The organism is Streptomyces sp. NPDC059743, from assembly GCF_042732975.1.
In the GTDB taxonomy this organism is placed as follows: domain Bacteria; phylum Actinomycetota; class Actinomycetes; order Streptomycetales; family Streptomycetaceae; genus Streptomyces.
Genome location: NZ_JBHWGS010000011.1, coordinates 128,537 through 154,801, shown reverse-complemented (window position 1 = coordinate 154,801; position 26,265 = coordinate 128,537). Strand labels below are relative to the sequence as shown.

The 26,265-nt window shown below is 70.5% G+C and carries 23 protein-coding genes; 8 read left to right on the top strand and 15 right to left on the bottom strand.

Annotated features, from left to right (window positions below; genetic code table 11):
- Positions 1-89: 89 nt before the first annotated feature.
- Positions 90-287 carry a type II toxin-antitoxin system VapB family antitoxin gene (locus tag ACFV6H_RS20815; RefSeq protein WP_385544073.1) on the top strand — a complete coding sequence of 66 codons (198 nt, stop codon included), beginning with the start codon at positions 90-92 and terminating at the stop codon, positions 285-287.
- 36 nt (positions 288-323) lie between these two features.
- On the opposite strand, the gene ACFV6H_RS20810 is transcribed toward ACFV6H_RS20815, so the two are convergent.
- A complete protein-coding gene (locus ACFV6H_RS20810; RefSeq protein ID WP_385544449.1) occupies positions 324-1,277 on the bottom strand; it encodes a DMT family transporter in 954 nt (317 codons plus the stop codon).
- A 162-nt stretch (positions 1,278-1,439) separates the two neighbouring features.
- Here ACFV6H_RS20810 and ACFV6H_RS20805 point away from each other — a divergent pair, with 162 nt between their 5' ends.
- Positions 1,440-2,384, top strand: a complete 945-nt coding sequence (locus ACFV6H_RS20805; protein WP_385544071.1) for a LysR family transcriptional regulator — start codon at positions 1,440-1,442, stop codon at positions 2,382-2,384.
- A gap of 83 nt (positions 2,385-2,467) precedes the next feature.
- Positions 2,468-3,001, top strand: a complete 534-nt coding sequence (locus tag ACFV6H_RS20800; protein ID WP_385544068.1) for an EF-hand domain-containing protein — start codon at positions 2,468-2,470, stop codon at positions 2,999-3,001.
- A 30-nt stretch (positions 3,002-3,031) separates the two neighbouring features.
- On the opposite strand, the gene ACFV6H_RS20795 is transcribed toward ACFV6H_RS20800, so the two are convergent.
- Positions 3,032-3,892 carry a class I SAM-dependent methyltransferase gene (locus ACFV6H_RS20795; protein WP_385544065.1) on the bottom strand — a complete coding sequence of 287 codons (861 nt, stop codon included), beginning with the start codon at positions 3,890-3,892 and terminating at the stop codon, positions 3,032-3,034.
- Positions 3,893-4,179: 287 nt separating this feature from the next.
- On the opposite strand from ACFV6H_RS20795, the gene ACFV6H_RS20790 reads away from it, so the two are divergent.
- The gene (locus ACFV6H_RS20790; protein WP_385544062.1) at positions 4,180-5,499 is read left to right on the top strand and encodes a hypothetical protein; all 1,320 of its coding nucleotides are present in this window, start codon (positions 4,180-4,182) and stop codon (positions 5,497-5,499) included.
- Positions 5,500-5,589: 90 nt separating this feature from the next.
- Here ACFV6H_RS20790 and ACFV6H_RS20785 read toward each other — a convergent pair whose 3' ends face one another.
- The 3 genes from ACFV6H_RS20785 to ACFV6H_RS20775 all read right to left on the bottom strand — a co-directional run bounded on the left by ACFV6H_RS20785 (position 5,590) and on the right by ACFV6H_RS20775 (position 8,543).
- On the bottom strand, positions 5,590-6,738 hold the full coding sequence (locus tag ACFV6H_RS20785) for an LLM class flavin-dependent oxidoreductase (protein ID WP_385544059.1): 1,149 nt from the start codon (positions 6,736-6,738) through the stop codon (positions 5,590-5,592).
- A gap of 94 nt (positions 6,739-6,832) precedes the next feature.
- On the bottom strand, positions 6,833-8,137 hold the full coding sequence (locus ACFV6H_RS20780; RefSeq protein WP_385544056.1) for an acyl-CoA dehydrogenase family protein: 1,305 nt from the start codon (positions 8,135-8,137) through the stop codon (positions 6,833-6,835).
- A 319-nt stretch (positions 8,138-8,456) separates the two neighbouring features.
- Complete coding sequence (locus ACFV6H_RS20775) at positions 8,457-8,543, bottom strand: putative leader peptide (RefSeq protein ID WP_370747048.1); 87 nt, start codon at positions 8,541-8,543, stop codon at positions 8,457-8,459.
- A gap of 179 nt (positions 8,544-8,722) precedes the next feature.
- Here ACFV6H_RS20775 and ACFV6H_RS20770 point away from each other — a divergent pair, with 179 nt between their 5' ends.
- The 4 genes from ACFV6H_RS20770 (at position 8,723) to ACFV6H_RS20755 (ending at position 12,310) form a co-directional block, all read left to right on the top strand.
- On the top strand, positions 8,723-9,649 hold the full coding sequence (locus ACFV6H_RS20770) for a LysR family transcriptional regulator (protein ID WP_384983565.1): 927 nt from the start codon (positions 8,723-8,725) through the stop codon (positions 9,647-9,649).
- A gap of 177 nt (positions 9,650-9,826) precedes the next feature.
- Entirely contained in the window at positions 9,827-10,243 is a 417-nt protein-coding gene (locus ACFV6H_RS20765) for a YciI family protein (protein ID WP_385544053.1), read from the top strand.
- Positions 10,240-11,472: an RNA polymerase sigma factor gene (locus tag ACFV6H_RS20760; protein ID WP_385544050.1), complete on the top strand. Its 1,233-nt coding sequence runs from the start codon at positions 10,240-10,242 to the stop codon at positions 11,470-11,472. The genes ACFV6H_RS20765 and ACFV6H_RS20760 overlap by 4 nt, the downstream gene beginning before the upstream one ends.
- Before the next feature lie 31 nt (positions 11,473-11,503).
- On the top strand, positions 11,504-12,310 hold the full coding sequence (locus ACFV6H_RS20755; protein ID WP_385544047.1) for an SDR family NAD(P)-dependent oxidoreductase: 807 nt from the start codon (positions 11,504-11,506) through the stop codon (positions 12,308-12,310).
- A 54-nt stretch (positions 12,311-12,364) separates the two neighbouring features.
- Here the strand turns inward: ACFV6H_RS20755 and ACFV6H_RS20750 are convergent, their stop codons facing one another.
- The 10 genes from ACFV6H_RS20750 to ACFV6H_RS20705 all read right to left on the bottom strand — a co-directional run bounded on the left by ACFV6H_RS20750 (position 12,365) and on the right by ACFV6H_RS20705 (position 26,168).
- Positions 12,365-14,020 carry an aldehyde dehydrogenase (NADP(+)) gene (locus ACFV6H_RS20750; RefSeq protein WP_385544044.1) on the bottom strand — a complete coding sequence of 552 codons (1,656 nt, stop codon included), beginning with the start codon at positions 14,018-14,020 and terminating at the stop codon, positions 12,365-12,367.
- A gap of 155 nt (positions 14,021-14,175) precedes the next feature.
- Positions 14,176-15,252, bottom strand: coding sequence for an MASE1 domain-containing protein (locus ACFV6H_RS20745; RefSeq protein ID WP_385544446.1), 1,077 nt, complete (start codon positions 15,250-15,252; stop codon positions 14,176-14,178).
- Positions 15,253-15,315: 63 nt separating this feature from the next.
- Positions 15,316-16,236: a PP2C family protein-serine/threonine phosphatase gene (locus ACFV6H_RS20740; RefSeq protein ID WP_385544041.1), complete on the bottom strand. Its 921-nt coding sequence runs from the start codon at positions 16,234-16,236 to the stop codon at positions 15,316-15,318.
- Between the two features lie 62 nt (positions 16,237-16,298).
- Positions 16,299-17,300 (bottom strand): SDR family oxidoreductase, encoded by a 1,002-nt coding sequence (locus ACFV6H_RS20735; RefSeq protein WP_385544038.1) that lies wholly within the window; start codon positions 17,298-17,300, stop codon positions 16,299-16,301.
- A 214-nt stretch (positions 17,301-17,514) separates the two neighbouring features.
- Positions 17,515-18,750 carry a beta-ketoacyl-[acyl-carrier-protein] synthase family protein gene (locus tag ACFV6H_RS20730; RefSeq protein ID WP_385544035.1) on the bottom strand — a complete coding sequence of 412 codons (1,236 nt, stop codon included), beginning with the start codon at positions 18,748-18,750 and terminating at the stop codon, positions 17,515-17,517.
- Positions 18,747-18,992 (bottom strand): acyl carrier protein, encoded by a 246-nt coding sequence (locus ACFV6H_RS20725; protein ID WP_066943909.1) that lies wholly within the window; start codon positions 18,990-18,992, stop codon positions 18,747-18,749. Before ACFV6H_RS20725 ends, ACFV6H_RS20730 begins: the two co-directional genes overlap by 4 nt.
- Positions 18,993-19,065: 73 nt before the next feature.
- Positions 19,066-21,060, bottom strand: coding sequence for an acyl-CoA dehydrogenase (locus ACFV6H_RS20720; protein WP_385544443.1), 1,995 nt, complete (start codon positions 21,058-21,060; stop codon positions 19,066-19,068).
- Positions 21,061-21,229: 169 nt separating this feature from the next.
- Positions 21,230-22,495, bottom strand: coding sequence for a beta-ketoacyl-[acyl-carrier-protein] synthase family protein (locus ACFV6H_RS20715; RefSeq protein WP_384983545.1), 1,266 nt, complete (start codon positions 22,493-22,495; stop codon positions 21,230-21,232).
- Positions 22,492-23,727, bottom strand: a complete 1,236-nt coding sequence (locus tag ACFV6H_RS20710) for a beta-ketoacyl-ACP synthase 3 (RefSeq protein WP_385544440.1) — start codon at positions 23,725-23,727, stop codon at positions 22,492-22,494. Before ACFV6H_RS20710 ends, ACFV6H_RS20715 begins: the two co-directional genes overlap by 4 nt.
- Before the next feature lie 155 nt (positions 23,728-23,882).
- Entirely contained in the window at positions 23,883-26,168 is a 2,286-nt protein-coding gene (locus ACFV6H_RS20705; protein WP_385544030.1) for a family 2 encapsulin nanocompartment cargo protein terpene cyclase, read from the bottom strand.
- Positions 26,169-26,265: the final 97 nt, after the last annotated feature.

Here is a 26,265-nt window from a genome sequence, read left to right as displayed (position 1 = left end):
ATTTGGCCTGCCCTGATCTGCCCGGCCTGACCGGCCTCGCTGGATATACATACTCGGCATACGAGTTGATATCAAAGGAGGCATCTGTCATGACCCGCACCGTGATCGATCTCGATGACAAGCTCGTGGCCGAGGTCGCGCAGGCGCTCGGCACCAGCACCAAGAGGGAGACGGTCAACACCGCTCTGCGCGAGGTGCTGGAGAACAGACGACGGGCGCTGGCCCTGACCCGGCTGATCGATACGAGCGCGGGTACAGCCGAGCCTGGGACGTCCAGGCGGCGCTGACCAAGCGCGGCCAGCACCACAGCGTCGGCGCGGAAGTCAGTGGGATGGTCTGGCATGGGCATTTGTCGCTGGATCGGGCACTACCGAAGTGGCCTGCGCGCCCTGCTCCTGGTTCTGGCCCCGCTTCCCGGGCTGTTGCCTGCCGCGCGTCAGGCCCACGCCGAGCAGTACCACCGTCATGCCCGCGATCACGCGGATCCCGAGCTGTTCGCCGAGGACGATCGCGCCCAGCACCACCGAGACCACCGGCAGCAGATAGCCGACGGTGGCGGCGGCCGTCGGGCCCTCGTCCGCGATCAGGCGGGAGTTGAGGTGGAATGTGATGCCCGTACCGAAGATGCCCAGTACGACGATGGCGATCCATGCCGTGAGCGTGGGAGCGCCCGCGTCCGCGTTCGAGGCGGTGCCGGCTGTGGGAAGGGCCGGTACGGTCAGGCCCGTCGCCATGAGGAGCTGGGCCGCCGAGAGCGCGAGTGGCGCGGTCCCGCGGCCGATGAGGTGGCGGGCCATATAGGCGAAGGCCACGGCGTAACTGACCGCCGCCGCTACGAGGGCCGCCGCGCCTCCGCCCGTCAGACCGGCCTGGTGCCAGGGCGCGAAGATGAGCAGGATGCCGGCGAAGCCGAGCAGCAGGCCGGTCAGACGGAGCGGGCGGAAGCCGCGTTCCGTGCCGAGCGCGATACCGATCACCAGGGACCACAAGGGCGTTGTGGCGTTGAGGACGCCAGCCACGCCCGAGTCGACGGTCTGTTCGCCGACGCTGAACAGAAAGAACGGCAGGGCGTTGCAGAAGAAGGCGGCCACGACGAGATGGCCCCATGTCCTGCGGTCGCGCGGCAGCGACTGACGGGCGGAGCGCGCCAGCACCAGCAGCACGAGCGCTCCCAGCGCGCAGCGGATGACGGTGATGTGGAGAGGCGCGAGGCCGCCCTCCAGCGCGAGTTTGATCCAGAGGAAGCCGGATCCCCACAGCAGGGCGAGGACGGCCATCCGTATCAGGGTGCCGCGTGAGCCGCTGAGCACGGTCCGCCTCCTGGCGTCTGGTCCGCGTACGAGTAGGCAGGTGTTCTGTTCTGGTCGTACGCGTACGGTCCCTCGGCATCTGCCATAAGGCAAGCGAAAAGATTCGAAGGAAGAGTTAAGCTCTCCTGCATGCTGGACAGACGACGTATGCAGTTGCTGCGGGCGGTGGTCACCAGTGGATCGCTCACCGCGGCGGCACGGAATCTCGGCTACACACCCTCCGCGATCAGCCAGCAGATGGCCGTACTGGAGAAGGAGGCCGGGATCGCGCTGCTGGAGCGGACCGGCCGTGGCGTACGGCCGACCGAGGCCGGACGGATGCTCACCGACTACGCGGCCGTCATCGACCGGCACTTCACCGAGGCGGAGGCCGAACTGGCCGAGCTACGGGCCGGGCGTACGGGCCGGGTGGCAGTCCGCTACTTCGCCACGGCGGGCGCAACGCTGGTGGCACCGGCCGTGGCGGCGCTCCGCCGCGAACAGCCCGGCATACAGGTCGAGTTGAAGCTGAGCGACCTCAAGGGTCCGCTGGCGGATCCACTGCCGGACGTACGGAGCCGGCTGGCCGACCTCGCCCTCGTGGTCCGGCCGCGGGACCAACTCTCCGTCGACGGCGTCCAGTTCGTCCATCTGCTTGACGACCGGTACTCCGCCGTACTGCCCGAGGGCCATCCGCTCGCCGCCAAGCGGGAGTTGGATCTGACCGATCTCGCCGACGAGCCATGGGTCGGCAGCGACCAGTCCGGCCCCTGTCTGGAGCCCGTACTCGACGCCTGCGGCTCGGCCGGTTTCAGCCCCAACTTCGTGGTGGAGAGCGGTGATTACGACACCGCACAGGGATTCGTCGCCGCCGGGCTCGGTGTCAGCCTGATCCCGGAAATGGGCCTCGGCAACCGCCATCCCGCCGTCGTCGTACGCCCGGTCCGCAACCCCGAGCCCATCCGCACGATCTACGCGGCAATACGCGCCCCGTCCCCCGCCCAACCCGCCGCCGTACACAAACTGCTGGACGCCCTGGTAGCTCAGGCAGCTCAAGCCGCTGAGGCGTTCACTCTTTCTAGTGAATGGGCATGAGGTCGCGGACGTATGGGCCGGCGGCTCGCATAGTGAGAAACGCGGCCTCTCTCTGGCCATAGCCTGATGAAAGGTGAGGGACCATGCGTACGGAAGCACTCGACCGGGTCAAGCTCGTTTTCACTCTGTTCGATGTCAATGGCAATGGATACCTTGAGGGCGATGATTTCGACCTCATGGCGACGCGCGTTCTCCAAGCGGTTCCCGGGGCCGATGATGCGGCGAAAAGCGCGATGGTGGCTGCTTTTCGGACGTACTGGACGACCTTGGTCGGGGAGCTGGACTCCGACCACGACGGCAAGGTCAGCTTCGACGAGTACACCGCCTGTGTGCTTTCTCCGGAGCGCTTTGACGAGGCGATCGGCGAGTTCGCCGAATCGCTTGCCAGGCTGGGCGATCTGGATGGGGACGGATTCATCCGGCGGCCCGTCTTTGTCGCGCTGATGACGGCCATCGGATTCCGGCTCCCCAATATCCATGTCCTCTTCGACGCGTTCGGGCCGACGGATTCGGACCGGATCGCACGGGAAACCTGGGTCACCGGTATCAAGGAGTATTACGGTCCCGATTTGGCGGGTATCCCGGGCGACCATCTGGTCGGGAATTCGGTGGCCTGAGCTCCGGAACGCCTCAACGCCGGCAAGACCTCAGACCGCCCTGCGCCGGCCCCACGCCGTAAAGACGGCGAGCGAGAGGTCATGAAAGGAAGGCGAGGCCAGTTCACGGTACGCGGCGTCGAAATCGGTGTCGTCCGCGAGTCCGGCGGCCACGATCGCCTGTCGTGACTGCTCCAGATTCAGCCGCCACCACTCCGCCTCGTCATCACCGCCGTTGACGAGTTGGATCCGGGCGTCGAGTCCGATGTCGACAAGGCCCGCGCTCTCCAGCGGCACCGGCAGTGTGCGGGCCCAGCCGGTGTCCGAGCCCACCGAGCGTTCGAGGTGGGTACGGAAGGCACGCATGATGGTGCGATAGGCCGGGTGTGGCGAGTCCAGCACCGGGAAGGACGCCGGTTCCTCCACCAGCAGGACACCGCCCGGCCTCAGCCATTCGGCGAGCCGGGCTACCGCCTTGTCGGGATCGGGCAGATGCAGCACCACATATCGGGCGTGGATGAGGTCGAAGGATCCCGGCGGAAAGTCCTCCGTGTACAGGTCGTGGCACAGCACCCGCACACCGTGATCCGTCAGGTCTTCGAGGAACGTGGTGTCCAGATCCGTCACCGTCACCCGGGCGCCCTGCTCCGCCAACCACCGCGCCACCGACCCTCCGCCACCACCGACTTCGAGGACCTCGTCCCCGGGCTTCAGCCCGAGCGCCGTGATACGCGAGCGCGTCCGCCCGTCCAGCAGGGACTCCAGCAGCCCGAGCCGCCGCCGCTCACTGCTGATCCCGTGGCTGAACATCCCGTCCCGGTAGCGCTCCTGAGTCCACTCCCAGCGCTCTCCCGACCCCGACCCCGACTCCGCCCCCGACGTCTCTTCCACGGGAGGGACATATGCGTCCACGATGCGCTCTCCTCTATATAGGGGCCGAGGCCGATCGCACCGACGGTGGCAGTTCCCGGGCGGCGAACGCGTACTTTTCCCGTGCGAATGGCTCGATAGAGCGAATCAGTGGCCACGGACGCCGTCTTGCCACGCCTGGCGCCCCGCGCCCCGCGCCCCGCGCCCCGCGCCCCGCGCCTCGCACCTCGCGCCCCGCGCCCCGCGCCTGGGCGTGTACAACCATCCGCGCGCACTGGCCGTCAACCTTCACACGGCTGATTCGTACGCGCGCTTCCTCGGAGGACACCATGAGATCTGCGTCAACGGCCCGCGCGCTGAAGGTGGCGGCGGCCGGCGCGATCGCCGTCGTGGGACTGAGCTGGGGACCGACCGCATCGCCCGCTGCGGCAGAACCAACGTCTGAGCCGACGCCCAAGCCAACGTCCGAGCTGGCATTCGGGCGGACCGCTCCGATCGACGGCGTACGGCCCGGAAGCGCGACCGGCATCCCGTTCTCGGTGACGAACAAGGGAGACGGGCCCGCCACCCGTGTGGCGCTCTTCCTCACCGGCACACAAGGGCTGTCCTTCGCCGAGAAGTACTCGAACTGCGTGTACGAGGAGATCCCGGCCCAGGACGAGGGACCGGCGCAGGTGACCGCGGTCTGCGACATCGAGCAGACCTTGGAACCGGGCATCGTGTACGTGCCCGAGAAGCCGCTGGGTGTCGCCGTCCTGGACCATGCGCTGTACGAACACCTCAGCCTCGACATCCAGGCGGACGCGCCTGTCTTCCCCGACGGAATCCAGCACGGCGGCGGCGCGGATCCGGTGCTGCGGCTCGTCGCGCAGCAGCCGCCGGGCGATCCTGACGCCATCAACGGCTACGAGCGGCTCGATGTCGCCGTCACCGCGCGGAACACCGCGGACTTCGCGCTCACCGGCGCGGATCTCAAGGGCGCAGTGGGCGAGACCGTCACCGCTGAGGTGACGTTCGCCAACAAGGGACCGGCCTGGGTGGCCAATGATGTCGCCTCGCCCATCGGTGTGTTCGAGGTCGGGATCCCGACGGGCACCACGGTCACCAAGGCCCCCGACTTCTGCGCGCCGGTCGGCCCGGACGGGAAGCCCCGCGAAGAAGCGGCCGAAGCCTCGGCCTATCGCTGTACGACTCCGTACGGCTACGTCGACGCGCACACCGAGCTTCCGTACGCCTTCCGGCTACGGATCGACAAGGCTGTCCGGAACGCCACGGGCAAGGTGACATTCGTCAAGGGCGATCACCGTTGGGGCACACTCCCGTTCGACAAGAACCGGGAGAACAACACGGCCGCCGTCGTCGTCAACACAGCAGGCAGCGGCACCGCTACGGGCGGTACGAGCACGGGCGGTACGAGCACGGGCGGCACCGACACCCAAGGCACAAGCACCCAAGGCACCGACACCCAAAGCACCGGCGCCCAGGACGACAGCGCCCTGGCCGACACCGGAAGCGGCATCATCCCGCTCATCGGCGGCGCAGCAGCGGCCCTCGTGATGTCCGGCGGATTCCTCCTCGCCTCGCGACAACCGCCCCGACGGCAGCCCCGCCAACCGTCCCGACGACACCCCGACCGCCCGTCCTCGTAACAACGCCCGTCGAACGACACCCGTCAGCCGAAGCCCGTCAGTCGAAGGCCTGCGCCACCCAGCGCACCTCGGAGCGGAGGGCGGGCGCGCTCAGCGGCTCACGAAGGGCACCTGTGCGCTGTCGGGCCGGGCATCCGCCGTGCCAGGGTGCTGCCACAGGCCCTGCTCCGTCAGCAGCGGGAGGACTCCCTCGCCGAACCAGTACGCCTCCTCGACATGGGGATGGCCCGACATGATGAACTCGTCGATACCGAGCCGGTGGTACTCGGCGATCCGCTCCGCCACCTCGCCATGGCTGCCGACCAGTGCGGTGCCCGCGCCGCCGCGTACCAGGCCGATGCCCGCCCACAGATTCGGCGAGACCTCCAGATTCGCGGTGCTGCCGCCGTGCAGTTCGAGCATCCGGCGCTGGCCCTCGGACTCGCTGCGCGCCAGGCCCGCCTGTACGGCCCGTACCGCGTCCTCGGAGAAGCCGTCCAGCAGCCGCCGCGCCTCGGCCCATGCCTGCTCCGAGGTGTCGCGGGTGATCACATGCAGCCGGATGCCGAAGCGTACGGACCGTCCCTCGCGGGCCGCCAGTTCGCGGATCCAGGCGATCTTCGCGGCGACCTGCGCGGGCGGTTCGCCCCAGGTCAGATAGACATCGCTGTGCCGGGCCGCGACCTCGCCGGCCGCCGGTGACGAGCCGCCGAAGTAGATCGGCGGCACCGGGTCGGGCACCCTGGCCAGTTGGGCGTCCTCGATCTGGATGTGCTTGCCGTCCAGCGTCACCGACTCGCCGCGCCACAAGGCTCTGACGACCTCCAGGAACTCTCCCGTACGCGCGTAACGGGCGTCCTTGTCGAGGAAGTCGCCGTACGCGCGCTGCTCATGGCTCTCGCCTCCGGTGACCACATTGAGCAGCAGCCGCCCGGGAGCGTGCCGCTGGAAGGTGGCCGCCATCTGCGCGGCGAGCGTCGGCGAGAGAATGCCGGGCCTGAACGCGACCAGGAACTTCAGCCGTTCGGTCTCACGGGCCAGCATGGCGGTGGTGAGCCAGGCGTCCTCGCACCAGGCGCCGGTGGGCGTGAGCGCGCCCTCGAATCCCAACTGCTCGGCCGCTCTGGCGATCTGAGTGAGATAGCCGAGCGTGGCGGGCCGCTGGCCGCCGGCCGCGCCGGCCGGGAGACCGTGACCGCCGCCCACGACATGGCGGCTGTCGCCGTAGGTGGGCAGGAACCAGTGGAAGGTGAGGTTCACGAGCGTCTCCGATGGTGGGATGACCAGATGAGGGAGAGAAGGGGAAGGGAAGGGGGAGGGAAGAGTGAAACCGGGCGGACCGGCTGGCTCGCGGTCAGAGCAGCCCGTGGCGCGGCGGCCTCGTGCCGCTCAGTACGTAACGGCCGATGTGCTGCACCTTCCAGCGGACCGGATCGTGCAGCGTGTGCGTACGCGCGTCGCGCCAGTGCCGGTTCAGATTGAGGCTGTCCAGGGCCGCGCGCGTGCCCGCCACCTCGAACAGCGCGCTGCTCGTCCCGACCGCCGCCTCGGCCGCCTGGACCTTCGCCGCGGCGACCGCGATCGACGCCTCCGCCGCACTGTCGTCGGTGAGATCGGCAGAAGCCGCGTCCACCGCGTCCGCGGCGGCGTTGAGCAGCGCCTCCGCCGCCCGTACCTGAAGGGCGAGTTCACCGAACCGCTGGATCAGCAGCGGGTCCTCGGCGGCCGTCTCGTAACCGCTCTCGAACCACGGACGGCTCTTCGTACGGACGAACGCGACGGCCTCCGCCAGCGCCGCCGACGCGATGCCCGCGTCGATCGCCGCGTGCAGGAGCTGCGCCACGGCGCCGTGCAACTGCGGTCCCTGGAAGGTGAGATGGTGCGGTACGACACGGTCGGCCGGGACCACCACATCCACCAGCTTCACCGTCCCGCTGGCGGTGGTGCGCTGGCCCATGCCGTCCCAGTCGTCCAGGACAGTCACGCCCGGAGCGTCGCGCGGTACGTACGCGACATGCAGCGCGTCGTCCTCGGCCCGCGCCAGGACCGGGATCCAGTCGGCGAACAGCGCGCCGGTGGAGTAGTGCTTCTCACCGCTGAGCAAATACGAACCGTACGGACTCCCCGAGCCGGCCGCGACCAGCTCGTCCGCCTCGCCCGCCTCCTCCGTCCCGTCCGCCTCGTCCGTCCCGTCCCGTACCGGCGTCAGCCGCGTACGGATGTCCTGGACGTGCTTCGTGCCCGCCTCCGACTGCGCGTTGCCGAACCGGCGCCCGGCCAGCACCTCACCGAAGAAGAACTCCCGCTGCGCCGGGCTGCCCTGGCGCCGCAGCACATTGATGTACACGAAGTGGCTCTGCGGTATCTGCGCCAGACTCGCGTCACCGGTGGCCAGCAGACGGAAGATCTCGGCGAGCGTGCGCGCGGAGACATCCGCGCCGCCATGGTCGCGCGGCACGGTGACACCGAGCAGTCCGCTGGCGGAGAGCCGGTCGAGCTCGGCGCGCGGCAGTCTGCGCTCCCTGTCCCGCTCGGCGGCCTCCGCCCGGAACTCGTCGGCCAGTTCGCGGGCCAGGACGAGCGCCTCCGCGTCGTCGGCCACCGTACGGACGGGAGCGCGGCCTGCGGAGGAGTCATTACGGGCGGGTGCGGCGGTCACGGTACGGCCTCCAAGGAGGTACGGAAGGTACGGGAAGGTACGGGACTGACGGGGGGAGGATCCATCGTGGAATCGGCCGTGCACGGGCACATGGCGATTCCGGGAAATCGGGAAATCAGCAAGGAGGAAGACCGGGAAGATCGGAAAGACCCGGAGGAACAGCTCGCCGAGGCGGAGCGAATCCGTCAGGTGAATCTCCTGAATCTCCGGCATTCGGATTCGCCGCACAAAGCAGACGCAGGCATTACGCGAGCGGTCGCGAGCAGTCCACGCAAGCGGCGCCCGACCACCGCTGACCTGGGAGTACCTGGAAGTACCCTCAGCGGCCCGGTCGACAGAGAGCGCTGGAAACGCGTACGAGATCGACGTGCCGACGCCGGGTGAGATCTTGCTGCCCTGGCCTCAAGACGTCACCTCTTCCGGTCTTCCGGACGTTCCGAACGGTCGTCGCCGTACCGGCGGCTCTTTCGCCGCAACCTTACCGGCGGCCTCCTCCAGGCGTCCATCAGGCATCTTCGAGCCGGTGATAGGGTTTCCCTACCATCGAGTACAGAACGAGTACCGAACGAATTCAGCGGGATCTCCGTGCGAATCGAGCAACTCGAATACGTAGCCGCCGTCACCCGCCTCGGCTCGCTCCGCAGAGCCGCCGAATCACTGCATCTGTCGCAGCCGGCCCTCAGCGAGACGATCCGCAATCTGGAGCGCGAACTGGGCGTGGACATCCTGGACCGCAGACGGTCCGGCGCCAAGATCAGCGACGAGGGCCGCGAGCTGCTGCCGCACATCATCGGAGTCCTCGACGCCGTCGACAAACTGCGCCGTGCCGCCGACGACCAGCACCACACCAGCCGGATGATCAGGCTCGGTACGGTCAACGCCGCGACCGTACCGCTGCTCGTACCGACCATCCGCGAATTCCGGGCCTCCCATCCGGAGACCCAGGTCGAGGTCGTCGCGGCACAGCAGGAGCGGATCCAGCGCGAGCTGATGGAGGGCGGACTCGATCTCGGGCTCGTCAACTATCTCCAGGGCGACGACCGGCCACCGGGCTTCGACTCCACCGAGCTGCTGCGCGGCCGTCCCGTCGTATGCGTACGCGCGGACAGCCCGCTCACCGCACTGTCCGCCGTCGGCGTGGACGATCTGCTCGGCGAGTCGCTGATCATCATGCGTTCCGGCTATGTCATGCACCGGTTCGTCCACCGCATCCTCGAAGGACGCAATCCCGCCTTCTCGTACTCCACCGACGGAGCGGAGATGGGCAAGCTGATGGTGGCCGAGGGCCTCGGCGCCACGGTCCTGCCCGACTTCAGTGTGATCGGCGATCCGCTGGAGCGGTGCGGCGCGATCACCTACCGGCCGCTGGCCGGCGACAAGACCGAGGTGCTCCTGCTGCTGCAACGCCCTTCGGCGAACTCCGTACCCAGGGCCACACAGGACCTGTACCAGACCTTCGTACGGAGCGCCGACGCGTACCGCGCCGCACACGCCCCGACCGAGCCGAGCTGAGCCCTTGACCGAGGTCCGGGAGCCGCGCCCTGACCGAGGTCCGGGAGCCGCACCGAAAAAAATCTCCGCGCGATGTCGAGAACGTGTCATCGGCTCCGACGTCTCCTGTGAGAGTTGCCCACGACGGGCGACGACGCGAAGCGTGAAGAACGAAGAACGCGAAGAAGGAGCGACGTCATGAAGTATCTGGTGATGGTGCAGGGCTCGCAGGCCGACTACGAGGCGATGACCGGCAAGGCGTCCGCACACAGCCCGGCCTGGAGCGAGCAGGACCTCCAGGCGATGTACGCCTTCATGGGCGAGCTCAACAACGATCTGGCCGAGTCCGGTGAGCTGGTGGACGCCAACGGACTGGCGGAGCCCGCGCGGACACGCCATGTGAGCCTGGACGGCGACGGCCGCCCGGTGATCACGGACGGTCCGTACGGCGAGACCAAGGAGCTGCTCGCCGGATACTGGGTGCTGGACTGCGAGAGCCTGGAACGGGTCACCGAGATCGCCGTGCGCGTCGCACGGTGCCCCGAGCCCGCGGGCATCCCCTCCTACCCCGTGGTCATCCGTCCCATTCCCGACATCGGCGGGGGCGATGTGTGAGACATACGAACGAGACCGAGGACCTGCTGCGCCTCCACGCGCCGCAGGTCCTCGGGGCCCTGGTACGGCGGTACGGGCATTTCGGCGCCGCCGAGGACTCCGTACAGGAGGCGCTGCTCGCCGCCGCCGCGCAGTGGCCTGAACAGGGCGTGCCCGCCAATCCGCGCGGCTGGCTGATCAAGGTGGCCTCCCGCCGCCTCATGGACCAGTTGCGCGCGGACGCGGCACGGCGCGGGCGAGAGGAGACGGCCGCCGCACTGCTGCCACGGGACGCCTTCGTGGTGGCGCCGCCCGGCGAGAGCCGTGCGCCGTCCGAGGACGACACGCTCAGCCTGCTCTTCCTCTGCTGTCACCCGGCGCTGACACCGGCGGCGCAGATCGCGCTCACTCTGCGGGCGGTCGGCGGTCTGACCACGGCCGAGATCGCCCGCGCGCATCTGGTGCCCGAGGCGACGATGGCGCAGAGGATCAGCAGGGCCAAACAGAAAGTCAAGGGAGTTCCCTTCGGACAGCCGGGACCCGAGGACCGCGATCTGCGGCTGGCCGTCGTTCTCCAGGTGCTCTATCTGATCTTCAACGAGGGATATACGGCGACCTCCGGCAGCGATCTGCACCGCGCCGATCTCGCGCGCGAGGCGATCCGGCTGACTCGTGCCGTACGCCGGCTTCTGCCCAAGGAGGGCGCGGTGACCGGGCTGCTGGCGCTGATGCTGCTCACCGACGCCCGCAGCGCGGCGCGTACGGGCCCGCTCGGCGAGCTGATCCCGCTCGACGAGCAGGACCGCACCCGCTGGGACCGGCGCACGATCGCCGAGGGCACCGCTCTGGTGGAGGAGGCCCTGGCGCAGGGCCCGGCCGGTCCGTACCAGGTGCAGGCGGCGATCGCGGCGCTGCACGGCGAGGCGGCGTGCGCCGAGGACACCGACTGGCCGCAGATCCTCGCGCTGTACGACGTCCTCGTACACCGCGCGCCCGAGCCGATGGCCGAGCTGGGCAGGGCCGTCGCCGTCGCCATGGTGCGCGGTCCCCGGGCGGGCCTCGCCGAAGTGGCGGAGCTGGAGGGCCGGTTGGCGGGCCACCACCGGCTCGACGCGGTCCGGGCGCATCTGCTGGAGAAGGCGGGAGACGCCGAAGGCGCGCGAACCGCCTACCAGTTGGCGGCCCAGCGCACGCTGAGCGCGCCGGAGGCGCAGTATCTCAGGATGCGTGCCGCGCGGCTGCCGCACTGAAGTCCGCTGAAGTCCACACATTGGAGACCACATGGGACAGGGACAAGGACCTGGGCAGGGACAGGGTCGGCTCGAAGGCAGGACCGCCCTCGTGACCGGCGGTTCGGCCGGTATCGGTCTCGCCGTCGCCGGCCGGTTCGCCGCCGAGGGCGCGACGGTGTACGTCACCGGCCGCCGCAAGCCCGAACTGGACGCGGCCGTGGCGGAGATCAACGGCCGGGCGGGCGGCGAGCGGGCCATCGGCGTACCGGGCGATGTCTCGGACCTGGACGGTCTCGACCGGCTCTACGCCATGATCCAGCAGCGCAGTGGCCGGCTGGATGTCCTGGTCGCCAACGCGGGCGGCGGTGAGTTCGCCAAGCTCGGCGAGATCACCGAGGAACACTACGACCGGACCTTCGGCGTCAACGTCAAAGGACTCGTCTTCACCGCACAGAAGGCGCTGCCGCTGTTACCCGACGGCGCCTCCGTGATTCTGCTCTCCTCCACCAATGGCTCGCGCGGTGTGGAGGCGATGGGCGTCTACAGCGCCACCAAGGCCGCGATCCGCAGTCTGGCCCGTACCTGGGCGGCCGAACTGGCCGAGCGAGGCATACGGGTGAACGCGATCAGTCCCGGTCCCGTCGACACGCCGGGCATAGAAGGGCTGGCCGGGCCCGCCGGCCGCAGTCCTCGGCTCCAGCGGCGGCTGAAGGACAGCTTCGCGGCCGGGATACCGCTGGGCAGGATGGGCCGGCCGGAGGAGGTCGCCGCCATGGCCCTCTTCCTCGCCTCCGACGAGAGCTCCTTCACCACCGGAGCGGAACTGTTCGTGGACGGCGGCCTCGCCCAGACCTGACGCCGCCCACGCCTGAGGCCACCCGGCCCCGGCACCACCCGGCCCCGGCACCGCTCAGATCTGCTCCCGAGTGCCGTCCAGACGGCGGCGCAGACCGTACGGATTCTCGTCGGAGAGGGCGGCGGGCAGCAGATCGGCGGGTACGTCCTGGTAGCAGACGGGACGCAGAAAGCGGCGGATCGCCAGCGTGCCCACGGATGTGGAGCGGCCGTCCGAGGTGGCCGGGAACGGGCCGCCGTGGACCATGGCGTGCCCGACCTCGACACCGGTCGGCCAGCCGTCGAAGACGATCCGTCCGGCCTTGGTCTCCAGGATCGGCAGCAGCGCGCGTGCGGTCTCCTCGTCACCCGTACGCGACTCACCTGCACGCGACTCTCCCGCACGCACTTCGCCCGTACGCGCTTCACCCGTACGCGGCTCTCCCGCGCCGTGGTGCACCGTGGCCGTGAGCTGACCTCGCAACGCCCGGGCGACCTCGACGAGTTGGCCGGGATCACGGCAGACCACCAACGTCGCGGCGGCACCGAACACCTCGTCATGCAGTCCCGGCCGCGCGAGAAACACCTCGGCCGGAGCCGTGAACAGCCGGGCCACACACGTGTTGGCGCCCTCGCCCGGCCGGCCCGCGGCCCTCTCCCGTACGCCCTCGACCGCCGCGAGCACCGCCACCGCGCGTTCGTACGCGTCATGGACACCACGGCTGAGCATCGTCTCACCGGTGTACGCGGACACCTCCTCGGCCGCGGCCGTCAGGAACTCCGTCAGCTCCGGCCCTTCGACCGCCACCAGCAGTCCCGGTTTCGTACGGAGCTGTCCCGCGCCCGTCGTCAGCGAGGCGGCAAAGCCCCGGGCGAGCGCGGCGGCCCGGTCGCGCAGCGCGGAAGGAAGCAGAAAGACCGGATTGACGCTGCCCATCTCGGCGTACACCGGGATCGGTACGGCCCGGGCGGCGGCCGTACGCAGCAGCGCCAGGCCGCTCGCCCGCGAGCCCGTGAAGCCGACCGCCCTGATACGGGGATCGGCGACCAGCGCGCGGCCGATCTCGACGGCGGAGCCGAAGAGCAGCGAGAAGATGCCCGCGGGCAGCTCGCTCTCGCGTACCGCGGCGGCCACCGCCGAGCCGACCAGTTCCGAGGTGCCCAGATCGGCACTGTGCGCCTTGACCACCACGGGACAGCCCGCGGCGAGCGCCGCCGCCGTGTCACCGCCCGCCACCGAGAAGGCGAGCGGAAAGTTGCTCGCGCCGAACACCGCCACCGGCCCGAGCCCTACCTGACGCTCCCTCAGATCGGGCCGTGGGCGTGGTGTGCGGTACGGCAGCGCCCGGTCGATCCGCGCCTCCACCCAGCCGCCGTCCCGTACCTCCGCCGCCAGGAGCCGCAACTGATCGGTCGTACGGTCCCGTTCGGCGCGGATACGGCCGGACGGCAGGCCGCTCTCCGTCACGGCCCGCACGATCAGCTCCTCGCCGAGCGCCTCCACCCGGTCCGCGACCCGCTCCAGAAAGGTCGCGCGCCGCTCCGGCGAGGTCGCCCGGTAGCCCGGAGCGGCCTGTTCCGCCAGCTCACAGGCGCGGGCGACATCCTCGGGGGCCGCGGAGCCGTAACCGGGTCCGAGCACCGTGTCCGTACGGGGATCGACCGAGGCGATGACCGGCTCCCGGCCGGTGCGCCGCTCGGCGCCGAGGAACATCGCTCCTGTGAGAGGCATGGCTCGCTTCCTTCATGGACTTCGCCGGGCTTGCTGCGGGCTTTCCCTGCGCTTGCTCTGGGCTTCCTCTGCCTCGCGAACTTGTTCTGGGCTTGCTCCGCCTCGCGCGCGGGCGGGCGTCAGCGGGCGGGCGGTCGTCAGCGGGCGAGCGGTCGTCAGCGGGCAGGCGGGTGTCCGTCGCCCTTCGCTTCCGTCCCGCCGCCCTTCCCCGGTATCCCGCCTCTCTCACCTCCCGTCCCTCGCCCTCCCTTCTCCGTACTGCCTCCCTCCGGCCGCCATCGCGCCACCTTCTCCCCCGGCACGAGCCGCTCCACCACCTCGGCCAGCGCGTCACAGGCCTGCTCGATCCTCAGCCGGATGTTCCGCTGCTCGGTGATGATCGCCGCCAGCAGCAGCGAGGTCAGCGCCGCGGCCCCGTTGAGCGCCTGAAGGCTGATCATCCGCTCGATCAGGTTGTGATGGGCGAATCCGCCGACACGGTCGGTCACCTCCGAGATCGCCAGCACGGAGACGAACAGCACATACGGCGCGCTCCCGGGCAGTTCGAAGCGGAGCGCGGCCCAGATCAGCACCGGGAAGACAAGGAACAGCAGAGTCAGCGAACTCATGGTGGCCAGCGGTGTGATCACGGCGGCGGTGATCACCAGGGCCGTCACCTCGGGCCAGCGGTGCGTCGGTACGGGCAGCCGGAACCTGCGCAGCACGAGCAGGAAGGGAGTGACCACCAGCACGCCCATGGCATCGCCCGCCCACCACGCCGACCAGATGGGCCAGAAGCCTCCCGGCGCCAGTCTGCCGGCGAGGACCATCGCTCCCGCGCCCGCCGTCGCACTGATCAGCATCCCTGCGAAGGCGCCCAGGAACACCAGGGCCACTCCGTCCCGCAGCCGGTCCAGCTCCGGCCGGAACCCGACACGCCGCAGCAGCAGAACGGCGCAGACCGGCGCGAGCGTGTTCCCCGCCAGGATCGCGACATCGGCGGGCAGGAACGGGCCGACCGTCACGACGCTGAAGAGCGTGCCCAGAGTGATTCCCGGCCAGACGCCGAGGCCGAACAGGAGCAGCGCGGTCAGGGCGATACCGGTGGACGGCCAGAGCGGAGTGACGATCGCGCCCTCGATCCGTACCTCCTTCAGCAGACCGAGCTGCCCGCCCGCGTAGTAGGCGACGGCGACGCCAAGGATCCGAAGAGCGGCCAGGGACAGTCGTCGGATTTCCTCACTGCGCACCACACCAGCCATCAGACAATGCCTCCTGCCCGGGTCGGCCGTGACACGCACTGCCGGCCCGGCACATCACCCGGTCCTGTGCGCCGCGCCGCCGCCGTCGGGCACCGGCCCGCAAGGCGCGCCGGACTCACCGGCCGGCTCTGGTGCATCGGGTGGCCCAGGCGCACCCGGCGGCCCGTCGTAGCGCAGGACGAGTACGGCGGCGTCGTCCGTGTGCCCGGTCAGCTCGGCCACCTTCATCACCTCCGCCGCCAGCTCGCCGGGATCGGAGCCGGCGCCGGCGGCGACCATCTTGCCCACCCGGGCCATTCCCTCCTCTATCGGAAAGGACGGACCTTCGATGACGCCATCCGTGAGCAGCACGTACGCTCCCGCGCTCGTCAGCCTGCGGCGCGTCACCGGATATCTCTCGCCCGCCACGATGCCCAGCGGAGGACCGCCCGCGTCCTCCGCGTATCCGGACCAGCCGTCGACCGTGCCCCATACCGCGGCCACATGGCCCGCGCGGGCGCTCTGGATCTCCCAGCGGACCGGATCGAAGCGGAGGAACGTACAGGTCGCGAAGAGAGTGGAGTCCACCGACAGCAGCAGATCGTTGGCCAGGCTCAGCACCTCGCCCGGATCGCGCGCGGTGCTGGCGACCGCCCGCAGTCCGATCCGTACCTGTCCCATGAACGCCGCCGCCTCGACGTCGTGGCCCTGCACATCGCCGACGCAGAACGCGAGCGAGCCGTCGGAGAGCGTGAAGCCGTCGTACCAGTCACCGCCGATGTCCAGGCCGTCACGGGAGGGCGCGTACCGGGCGGCGGTCCGCAGTCCGGGCACCGCGGGCAGCCGCGCGGGCAGCATCTCCCGCTGCAGCGCCTCGGCCAGCTCCACCCGGGCGTGCTGAAGCTCCGCGCCTTCCCGCGCCTGGGCCGTGAGGCGCCCAAGTGTGGTCAGCAGATCCTCGGCGCTCGTCGAGCGCGGGGGACGACGCCGGGTCATGCACCGCCTCGCTGCGAAGTAGCCCTGCGTGGTCCGTGCGACTGCACAAACCATCGCATTCATCATATTTCCGGTACGGGACTTGCGCCGGACAGCGGATGCGGAACGGTCGGAGCCGCGGGACCTGCCGGGGCCGCAGGAGCTGCGGGCGCCGCAGGCCCTGCCGGAGCCGCAGAGGCCGTCTGAGTCGGCGGACGACTCGTACTGTCCGCCGCGCCTCCCGCGCCCAGCAGCGTCGCGGGAGCGTCGGCGGCCCGTGGTTCGAGCTCGGGCATGAGCGCGCGGGTGTGACGGCCGACGAGGAAGGGCAGGGCGGTACGTACGAACCGGGCCGCCCGCAGCCACGGCTGTCCGTAGACATGGCCGGCCCGGCGCTCGACACCGTCCGCGAGCCGGTCCACCGCCGGACCCAGCGGATAGGTGCGCCCGGCCGGCCAGGGCAGCCGGGAGCGCAGCTCGCGCAGCGCGGCCACCTGTTCGCCGCCTCGGACCATGTCGGTGTCGGTCCAGCTCAGATAGCCGACACCGATCCGTACGCCATGGTGCGCGACCTCCGTCCGCAAGGTCTGCGCGAAGGCCTCCACACCGGCCTTCGACGCGCAGTACGCCGTCATCATCGGCGCGGGAGCGAGGGCCGCGAGCGAGGCGATCTGGAGGAAGTAGCCGCGCGAGTCCAGCAGCGCCGGGAGGAAGGCGTGCGCGGTGTTGGCGCTGCCGATGAGATTGACCTCGATGACGCGCCGCCATACGTCCGGGTCGCGGTGGCGGAAGAGACCGCTCGCGGCCACTCCGGCGTTGGCGACCACCACATCGATCGTGCCAAAACGTTCCTGGACGCTCCGTGCCGTACGGACCATCGCGTCCGCGTCGGTCACATCCGTGTACCAGTGTGCCGCCTCGCCGGTCAACGACGCCGCGACACGGGCGAGTTCGGCCTCCTCGAGACCGACGAGGGCCAGCCGCGCGCCGCGCGCGGAGAGGGTGCGGGCGAGCTGCTCGCCGACACCGCGCGCGGCGCCGGTGACGACGGCGGTACGGCCGAGGAGCGGCGGGTGTCCGGGCATGGGTGAGCGTTCTCCAGTCGGGGTCGGTGGACCGTCCCCCGGCGCCGGGGGGACCGGTGGTGGGGGACGGCGTTCCGTACGGCGGTATGTACGAAGGACGGCGGTACGTACGAAGGCAGCACGGGAGCGTTCCGTACAGCGGCGGGTACGGGAGCGTTCCGTACGTTCCGTACAGCGGTACGGGGGCGTTCCGTACAGCGGTACGGAGAAACGGTCAGGCGCGTTGCAGCGCCAGGACCGCGTTGTGACCGCCGAAGCCGAAGGAGTGGCTGACGGCCCGGTCGATCCGCCGGAGCAGCGGCTGCTTGGTCACACAGTCGATGTCGAACTCGTCCGCCGGCGCGTCCAGATTGGCGATCGGCGGGATCACTCCGTGCTGGAGCGTCAGTACGGTCAGCCCGGCCTCGATCGCGCCGGCCGCGCCCATGCAGTGCCCGAGCACGCCCTTGGGAGCCGTGACCGAGGGCCGGTGCGGAAAGACCCGGCTGATCAGCGCCGCCTCGGTCGCGTCGTTGAGCGGTGTCGACGTGCCGTGCGCGTTGACGTGCTCGACCTCGCCGGCGTGCCATCCCGCGTCCCGCAGCGCCGCCTCGACCGCACGCTGGGCGACGGCGCCCGAGGGATGCGGGCTCGTGGGGTGATGGGCGTCGGTGGTCGCTCCGGCGCCCGCCACCAGCGCCCGTGGCCGCGCGCCGCGCGCCCGCGCGTCCTTCTCCCGCTCCAGCACCATGATCGCGGCGCCCTCGCCCATGACCAGCCCGGCGCGGTCCGCCGCGAAGGGCCGGCACAGCACGGCCGGATCGACACCGGGACCGGCCAGGGCGGCCACGCCCGAGCGCGCGAATCCGGTCATGGCGAGCGGGCAGATCATCGCCTCGGTGGCGCCCGCCACCGCGATGTCGCACTGTCCGGCGGCCAGCAGATCACGCGCCACGGAGAGCGCCGTCACTCCCGAGGAGCAGGCCGTGCACGGCGCCATGCTCGGCCCGGTGGCCCGCATTCTGACGGCGATCTCGGCGGCCGGCATATTGGGGATCGTGAGCAGCACACCCGACGGCGAGGTGGCCTCGGGACCGCGCCGGTCGAGCGCCACGGCCTGGTCCGCCACGCTCGCGGAGCCTCCGCTGCTGGTCCCGACCACGACAGCGACCCGGGTGCCGTCCCAGGACTCCGGATCGAGCCCGGCGTCCGCGACCGCCTCGCGCGCGGCGATCAGCGCGAGTTTCACATATCTGCCCATACGGAAGGCCGTACGTCCGCCGACCGCGGCGGAGAGGTCGATGCCGTCGACCGTACAGGCGAAGTCGACGGCGCAGCCGCTCAGTTCCGGGAGCGTACGGGCGGGCGAGACTCCGGCGCACACGCCGTGCCAGGTGGACTCGGTGTCGTTCCCGACCGGCGTGATCATGCCCAGACCGGTGACGGCGACTGCGATGGCGGGTCCGGTCATCGGCCGACGCTCACGGCCGCATCGTCGAGGAACGCGGTGATCTCGGCCAGGGTGGCGCCCTTGAGGAGCGTGTCCGAGTCGGTGTCGATACCCAGCGTCTCCTTGATGATCACGGCGAACTCGGCGACGGCGAGAGAGTCCATCTCCAGGCTGTCCATGGTGGCCTCGGGGACGATCTCGGCGGCGGGCACCTTGAAGGTCTCGGTGAGTACCTCGTTGATCCGCGGGTGGATCTCGCTCATGGCATGTCCTTGCGTTGTTGGTGGGTGGGATCGCGTGGTCGGCGGGTGGAACCGGTTCCCGGGGCCGGTGGATTCAAGCGGGTACGGAGTGCCAGGAGGCCTCCGCGTCGTCGTACGCGTCGACATAACCGGCCCCGGCGATGGGCCGGTCGGCGAGCATCTCCTCGGGCAGGGCGAAGGCGTCGACCAAGGCGGGCGCGTGCGCGGCCAGTTCGGCGATGAGTTGTTCGACGGCCTCGGGAAGCCCGTCGACATGTCGTGGGGCCAGCCGGCCGGCGGCCAGCAGATCGCCGCTGTTGCGGTCGATCCACTGGAGCGCGAACAGCCGTTGCAGCGAGCGCAGCAGCTCATGGGCGGTGGTGCCGGGCACCAGCTCGGCCACCGCCGCGGCGAAGGCCTCGGCCGCGCGGCGGTGGGCATGGGCCTCGACGGCCCGCAGCGCGGCGCCGGAGGCGGTGTTCCAGCGCGCGAGTGAATCGCCGCGCGGCGCCTGGCTCATCCGGCGGCGGGCACGGGCGAGCCATACGTCCTCGACGCCCGCGAGAAGAGCGCACAGAAAGCGGGGATCGGAGAGCTCACGGGCCGCCACCGGTCCGTCCTCGTCGTCACGGCCGACACGGTCGGCACGGTCAGCGCCTTCCCGGTCGGGGCCTTCCCGGTCACCCCGTCCCGAACCACCGTGCCCGGAACCGTCCGCACTGTCCGTACCGTCCGCCTCCGGTGATCCGGCCGAGAACAGCATCTCGGCCGCCGCCTTCGCGTAGATCGCGAGATTGTCGCCCTCCGCCGTGATGGCGCCCTCGGCTCCGGCCATCAGCTCCGCCAGCCCGTTGCTCTCCAACAGCCCTTGCGCACCGCACCGTTCCCGGCACTCCAGGATGACCGCGCGCGCCTGCCAGGTGATCCAGCCCTTGGCGACGGCCACCGTCCGCTCCGTCTCTCCCTTGTTCTCCTCGGTGTGCGCCATCCACGCGTCGAGCGCCGCCCGGTGCAGCAGGCTCATCGCGTAGACCGTGGCCAGGGCCGAGACCAGCGGGCCGTGGTGGCTGCGATGGGCGAACACCGGTACGCGGTCCACCGCCCTGGCGCCCGAGATCAGCCGGTGTCCGCCGTACCGCACGGCGAGCGCCAGCGCGACCCGCGCGCCGCCGAGGGCGCCCGCGCTCATCGAGAGCTTGCCCGTGGTCACGCGGCCGATCGACGTCAGAAAGCGCCGACGGCGGTTGCTCTGCTCACTGGTGAACACACCGTCCGCGCCGAGCCGGCCCTGCGCGCCGCCCAACAGCGCGTCCCGTGCCACGAAGACCTGGTCGAACGAGGTCAGGGAGTGGTCGACCGGGCTGCCGAGGAGGGCGGGCAGTTCGCGCACCCGTACGCCGGGCAGGGCGCGCTCGCCGTCGGTCAGCGGCGTCAGAAAGAGAAAGACACCGTGGTCGGCGCCGTCCACGAGCAGCCGGGCCGCCACCACGCCCGACTTGGGGCCGCCGACCGGGCTGGTGTTGGGCATGAACTTCTGCGCGCCGGCGTGCGGAGTGTGCAGGACGAAGCCGTCCCTGGCGCGGTCGTAGACGGCCGTCGTCTCCAGGGCCGCCGCGTCATTACCGTGCGCCAGCTCCGTACAGAGGAAGGTGCCCACCCGGCGCAGCGCCAGGAAGTCCGCCAGATCTCGGACCGGCTCGGGGTCGCGCCCGTCCGCGTCGGCCGGGGAGGCCGGGGAGGCAGCCGAGGCGTGGTCGAGCAGGCTGCCGAGAAAGAGGTTGTAGTGAATGCCGGCCACGGTCGTGAGGCAGGAGTCGACCGGGCCCAGCCATTCGTACAGCGCCGCCAGCCGGCGCGGATCGGCCGCCAGCGCCAGCGGACTGTCGAGCGAGTCGTTGAGCGTACGCAGCCGCGCGTACGCCAGGGCGACCCGCTCCCGGGGCGAGGCGTCCGCCGGGCGGCGGAACGGTTCCGCCGCCACCAGCCGTCGCCAGGGTCCGTGCACGCGGGAGAACTCCTCTCCGAACAGCACACGCGTCAGCCGGGCCGCCGTGGTGTCCGTCGAGTCCGCCGGGGCCGCCTGGTCCACGGCGCCCGTGGACTCCACACCGTCATGGTCGATCAGTACGCTCACGCGAAAAGAACGATCAAGGAGTGGCGAAGAAACGACTCTTCCCCACCCCGAACCTCAAAACATTCATTCGAAAGGCCCCCCGGGGGCGCCTGCGCTGCCCTCATGCGCCGCTCCATACGCCGCCTCATGCGCGGCAGAACGCCAGCGCCACGTTGTGGCCGCCGAAGCCGAAGGAGTGGCTGATCGCGGTCTCCACCGACTGCCGCCGGCACTCCTTGGTCACACAGTCGATGTCGAACTCGACGGCGGGCGCGTCCAGATTGGCAACCGGTGGAATCACGCCGTGTTCGAGCGTCAGCACCGTCGCCACCGCCTCGATCGCTCCGGCGGCGCCCAGCGTGTGCCCGACCACGCCCTTGGGCGCGGTGACCGGCGGCCGGTGCGGATAGACACGCTCGATCAGCGTGGCCTCCATGGCGTCGTTGAGCTGTGTGGACGTCCCGTGCGCGTTGACGTGCTGTACGTCGTACGCGCTCCAGCCCGCGTCCCGCAGCGCCGCCTCGACCGCCGCCTGCGCGCCTCTGCCGTGCGGTTCCGGCGCCGTCGGGTGGTACGCGTCCGTACTGGCGCCCGCTCCGGCCAGCAGCGCGCGCGGCGCCCGGCCGCGGGCCCGCGCGTCCGTCTCCCGTTCCAGTACGACCATGGCGGCGCCCTCACCGGGGACGAAGCCGTCCCGGTCCGCGGCGAACGGCCGGGACGCCGAGGCCGGATCGTCCATCCGCGTCGACAGCGCGCCCATCCGCGCGAAGGCCGTCACCACCAGCGGAGTCAGTACGGATTCGGCGCCGCCGGCCACCACCACGTCGCACTGGCCGCCGACCAGCAGATCGCGTCCGAGCGCGATCGCGGTGGCACCGGAGGCACAGGCCGTCACCGGTGCCAGGCTGGGTCCCTGTGCCTTGAGCGCGATGGCGACCTCTCCGGCGGCGGCGTTCGGGATCATCATCGGCACCAGCAGCGGAGAGACCGACTGCGGTCCCTGCTCGCGCAGTTTCAGCGCGCCGTCGACGAGTACGGAGACACCGCCGACGCCCACGCCGAGCACCACGCCCACCCGGCCGGGCTCCCAGACCGCCGGATCGAGTCCGGCGTCGGCGACCGCCTGTCTGGCGGCGATCAGCGCCAGCTTCACAAACCGCGCCATCCGCCACACCGAGCGCCCGCCGACCGCGGCGTCCACATCCAGTCCGTCGATCGCGCAGGCGAAGTCGACCGGGATACCGGTCAGTTCCTCCCGCCGCCGGGCGACGGACCGCCCGGCGCAGAGCCCGGCCCAGAAGGCCCGCTCGTCGCCGCCGGCCGGAGTCACCACTCCGAGTCCGGTCACCGCGACCGGGCCGACGCCCTGTCCGGGCTCCCGGCCGGGAGCCGTCCCGTTCCGCTGCGTCATGATTCGTTCCTTCCGTCGTGGGCCGCGGCCCGTGGAGTACCGGGCCAGCGGAGCGCCGCCGTGCCCCAGGTGAGACCGCCGCCGAAGGCGGTCAGCAGCACGCGGTCGCCCGCGCGCAGACGCCCTCGGGCCTCCGCGTCGGCGAGGGCCAGCGGGATGGAGGCCGCGCCCGTGTTGCCCACCCGGTCGAGATGTATGACACAGCGGTCCGCGCCGATGCCCAGCCGCCCGGCGACCGCCCGCAGGATCCGTGCGTTGGCCTGGTGCGGTACGAAGTGGTCGACCTGGGCCGGCTCCCAGCCCACCGTGGCCAGCAGGGAGCGGCACGAAGCGGTCATCCGCTCGACCGCGTGCTGATAGACGGCCCGGCCCCGCATCCGGAAGAACTCGTCGCCTTCGGCGGGTTCGGCGGGCGGGCGGCCGGTGGCACGGGCCCGCGAGCCGCCTCCGGCCACGGTGATCAGGTCGTATCCGGCGCCGTCGCTGCCCAGGTCGAAGGCGAGCAGCTCACCGGGCGCGCCCGCCCGGCCCGCGCCGATGAGCGCGGCTCCCGCGCCGTCGCCGAACACTACGCCCGACGAGCGGTCCCTCGGGTCCAGCCAGGTCGAGTACACATCGGCGCCGACCAGCAGCACGCGGTCGTACAGCCCGGACACCACCAGGCCCCGGCAGACCGCGAGGCCGTAGACGAAGCCGCTGCACACCGCGCCGATGTCGAACGCGGGCACCGGCCCGAGCCCCAGCCGCGCCGCCAGCGCCGGAGCCGTACCGGGACAGGGATGGTCCGGAGTGGCCGTGGCCAGCACGACGGCATCCACGGCCGCGCCGACGCCCGAGCCGGTCACGGGACCGGTGCTCGGCCCGGATCCGGCACCGATCCCCGATCCGACACCGGGACCGATCCCCAGCCCCGTCCCAGGCCCGGCCCCGGGACCGATCCCCAAACCGGTCGCCAGCCCACTCACCGACCTGGACTCCGCGCCCGGCTCGGCCGCCGCTCCCGGACCCGGGCGCTGGCCCGGGCCCGCTCCCGCGCCCGGGCCAGCGCCGCCGAGCAGCCGTCGGGCCGCCTCGTACGCGAGATCTCCCGTCGACACGCCCGCGCCCGCCCGGTGTCTGCTCGCGATACCGGTGCGCGTACGCACCCACGCGTCATCCACTCCCCAGGCCGCGGGCAGCGCCTCATTGGGGACCGGCTCCCCGGGAACCCATCCGGCGACGCCCTCCAGCACCGCCGTACGCACCCGCTGGGCCTCCCGGGGCTCCGGGGCGCGCGGCGCCAGCCGCTCCGCGCGCCCGTACAGTGCGTATCCGCTCGCCACCCACGGCCCCCGTCCGGTAGACACTCACATTGACCGGATGCCAAACGCCGTGGTGCACAAGCGAGTTACTGCACCATATGGGGGACCGGTCGCACAGATTCCCAGCCGGGCAGCGAAATCCGCACCGCCGAGGTACCGATTCCATTCGGTACGGGCGGGATCCAGCGGGCGATACCGGCCCGGTCGTGGAGCAGATCGGACTCCTTGTAACGATGACAGTCCCGGTGCCAGACGAGAATGCCGGAGAGCCAGTTCTCCAGCTCCTTCACATAACCGTCGAGCACTCGGCGTGCGTCGTCGTCCAGACCGAAGTCGTCATACAGCGTGGGCAGTTCATGGGCGACGACATGCTGGAACTGGCTCATGCGCGACTTCATCAAATCGTCGACGACGGCGAGGGCGGTCGGGTAGTCGCAGTCGAAGAAGTTCTGCACGACCAGGACACCATTGTGGATCTCGCCCTCGAACTCGATCTCCTTCTGGTAAGAGAACACATCGTTCATGAGACAGGCGTAATCCTGCGCCGCGTTCTCCAGGGACTTCATCGGCCCGGTCCGGTAGATCTCCGGCGGCACCACCCGGCCATGGCCGATCCGGGACAGACTCATCGTCATGTTCGAACCGAAGGTCCGCCGCCGCATCTCCATGTAGTCGACGGGATCGGGGATCCGGTGCTGCGCCTGGTTGACCAGCTCCCAGTACCAGCTTCCGATCATCTCCTCGACGGCGTCCCGGAAGGTGCGCCGGGCATCGGGCTCCATCGGACCGGCCGTACGGATCCAGAGATCGGCGAGCCCGCGCTCCAGAGCGGTCGTCGGCACCGGCATCGCGTCGGTGTCGGCCGGCATGAAGAGCAGCAGCCGTTCGTTGCAGGCCTTCGCGCCCGCCACATCGCGGGCGGTGCCGTAGACCACCGGGTAGTAGTCGTCACCGTAGGTGCCCCAGGTCAGCCAGTCCGAGGTCAGATCGAGCGCCTCCGGGGTGGCGTCCGGATGGATACCGGCGGCGCAGAGCGGCAGATCGATACGCCGCAGCCGCTCCTCGTCCCAGACGTCCGAGCCCGGGACGCCGGGCTGCGCCTCCAGAATGCCCATCCGGTGGGACCACTCGACGACATGCTCGCGCGAGTGGTCGAGATGCGGGCTCAGGGCGGCCTCGAACGGCATATGGAAATCGGGCAGCCTGGACGGACCGACCTTCTGGAACAGCAGATGGCTGTACCCACGCAGCCGCGCCGGAACGCTCGCGCCGATCGTCCTCGCGATATCGGCCGCGGCCGTGCCCAGACCGACCGGAGTCATCGAGAACGACGTGGCGGACGACGGAGCGCCACCGGGCAGCGGGTCGGCCGGTCCGGCACCTCCGCCGTTCATATAGCGGCTGGAGCGCATATGCCACTCATGGCCGCCCGACTGCCAGTCCTGAAGGCCCTTCACATAGGCCAGGGTGTCCGCGCAGAGCTGCGGCGCCAGGCCCTTCTCCGCGAAGAGCGGGCCCAGTTCGGTCAGCGCGGTGTGCTCGAACTGCTGGACGCGCGAGGTGAGCAGATCGTTGACGGCGTCCGCCGCCTCCTGGGTCGTACAGCCGAGGAAGGTCTCCAGGACGAGCACGCCGTTGCTCAGCTCGCCCTCCTCCTCGATCTCGCGCTGGTACGAGAAGAGGTCGTTGCGCAGATGGACACCGTCGGAGAACGTGTCCTTGAGGACCCGCAGCGGACGGGAGCCGGCGATCTCCGCGGGGACCTCGGCGCCCGCCGCGTACTCGATGAGCCCGGCCGACCACGGCGCTCCGCCGACCTTGCGGCGCATCTCGATGTACTCGACGGGATTGGCGATCCGCTCCGCGTTGATGTTCCCGAGTTCCCAGTCGGACTCGTTGAGCAGATTCTCGGTGCTCTCCGCGAACCGCTCGCGCCAGCTCATGGACATGCTCGGGACCGTACGGGCCCAGAGATCCGCGAGGCCCGCCTCGACCGGATTGGTCGGCTCGGGAAATCCGGCGGAGAGATCCATCGGCATGAACGCGGCCAGCCGCTCCAGATACGCCTTGCCGCCGGCCCGGTCCTGAGGCCGTTTGTAGACCTCCAGGAAATGGTCGTCGAAGAAGAACACCCACACATACCAGTCGGTCACCAGGGAAAGCGCCGGACCGTCGCAGTCCGGATGGGTGTACGAGCAGAGCAGGGCGTAGTCATGGGAATCGAGGTCGTGCTCCTCCCAGATCCCCGATCCCTCCAGCATCCCCATGTCCCTGGCCCATTTCTTGGAGTGCTCCCTCGCCTCCTCCAGATGGGGATTGAGCCGGGCCGGATAGGCCATATAGAAATCCGGCAGTTCAAAGGGCTGTGTCACGGGCGAGCGGCCTTTCCCGAAGGTTCCGGAATATGTCCCTGCACCGGAATGACCCGGTCAGGGAATGCCGACACCACTCGTACCGCCCCCCCTGCCG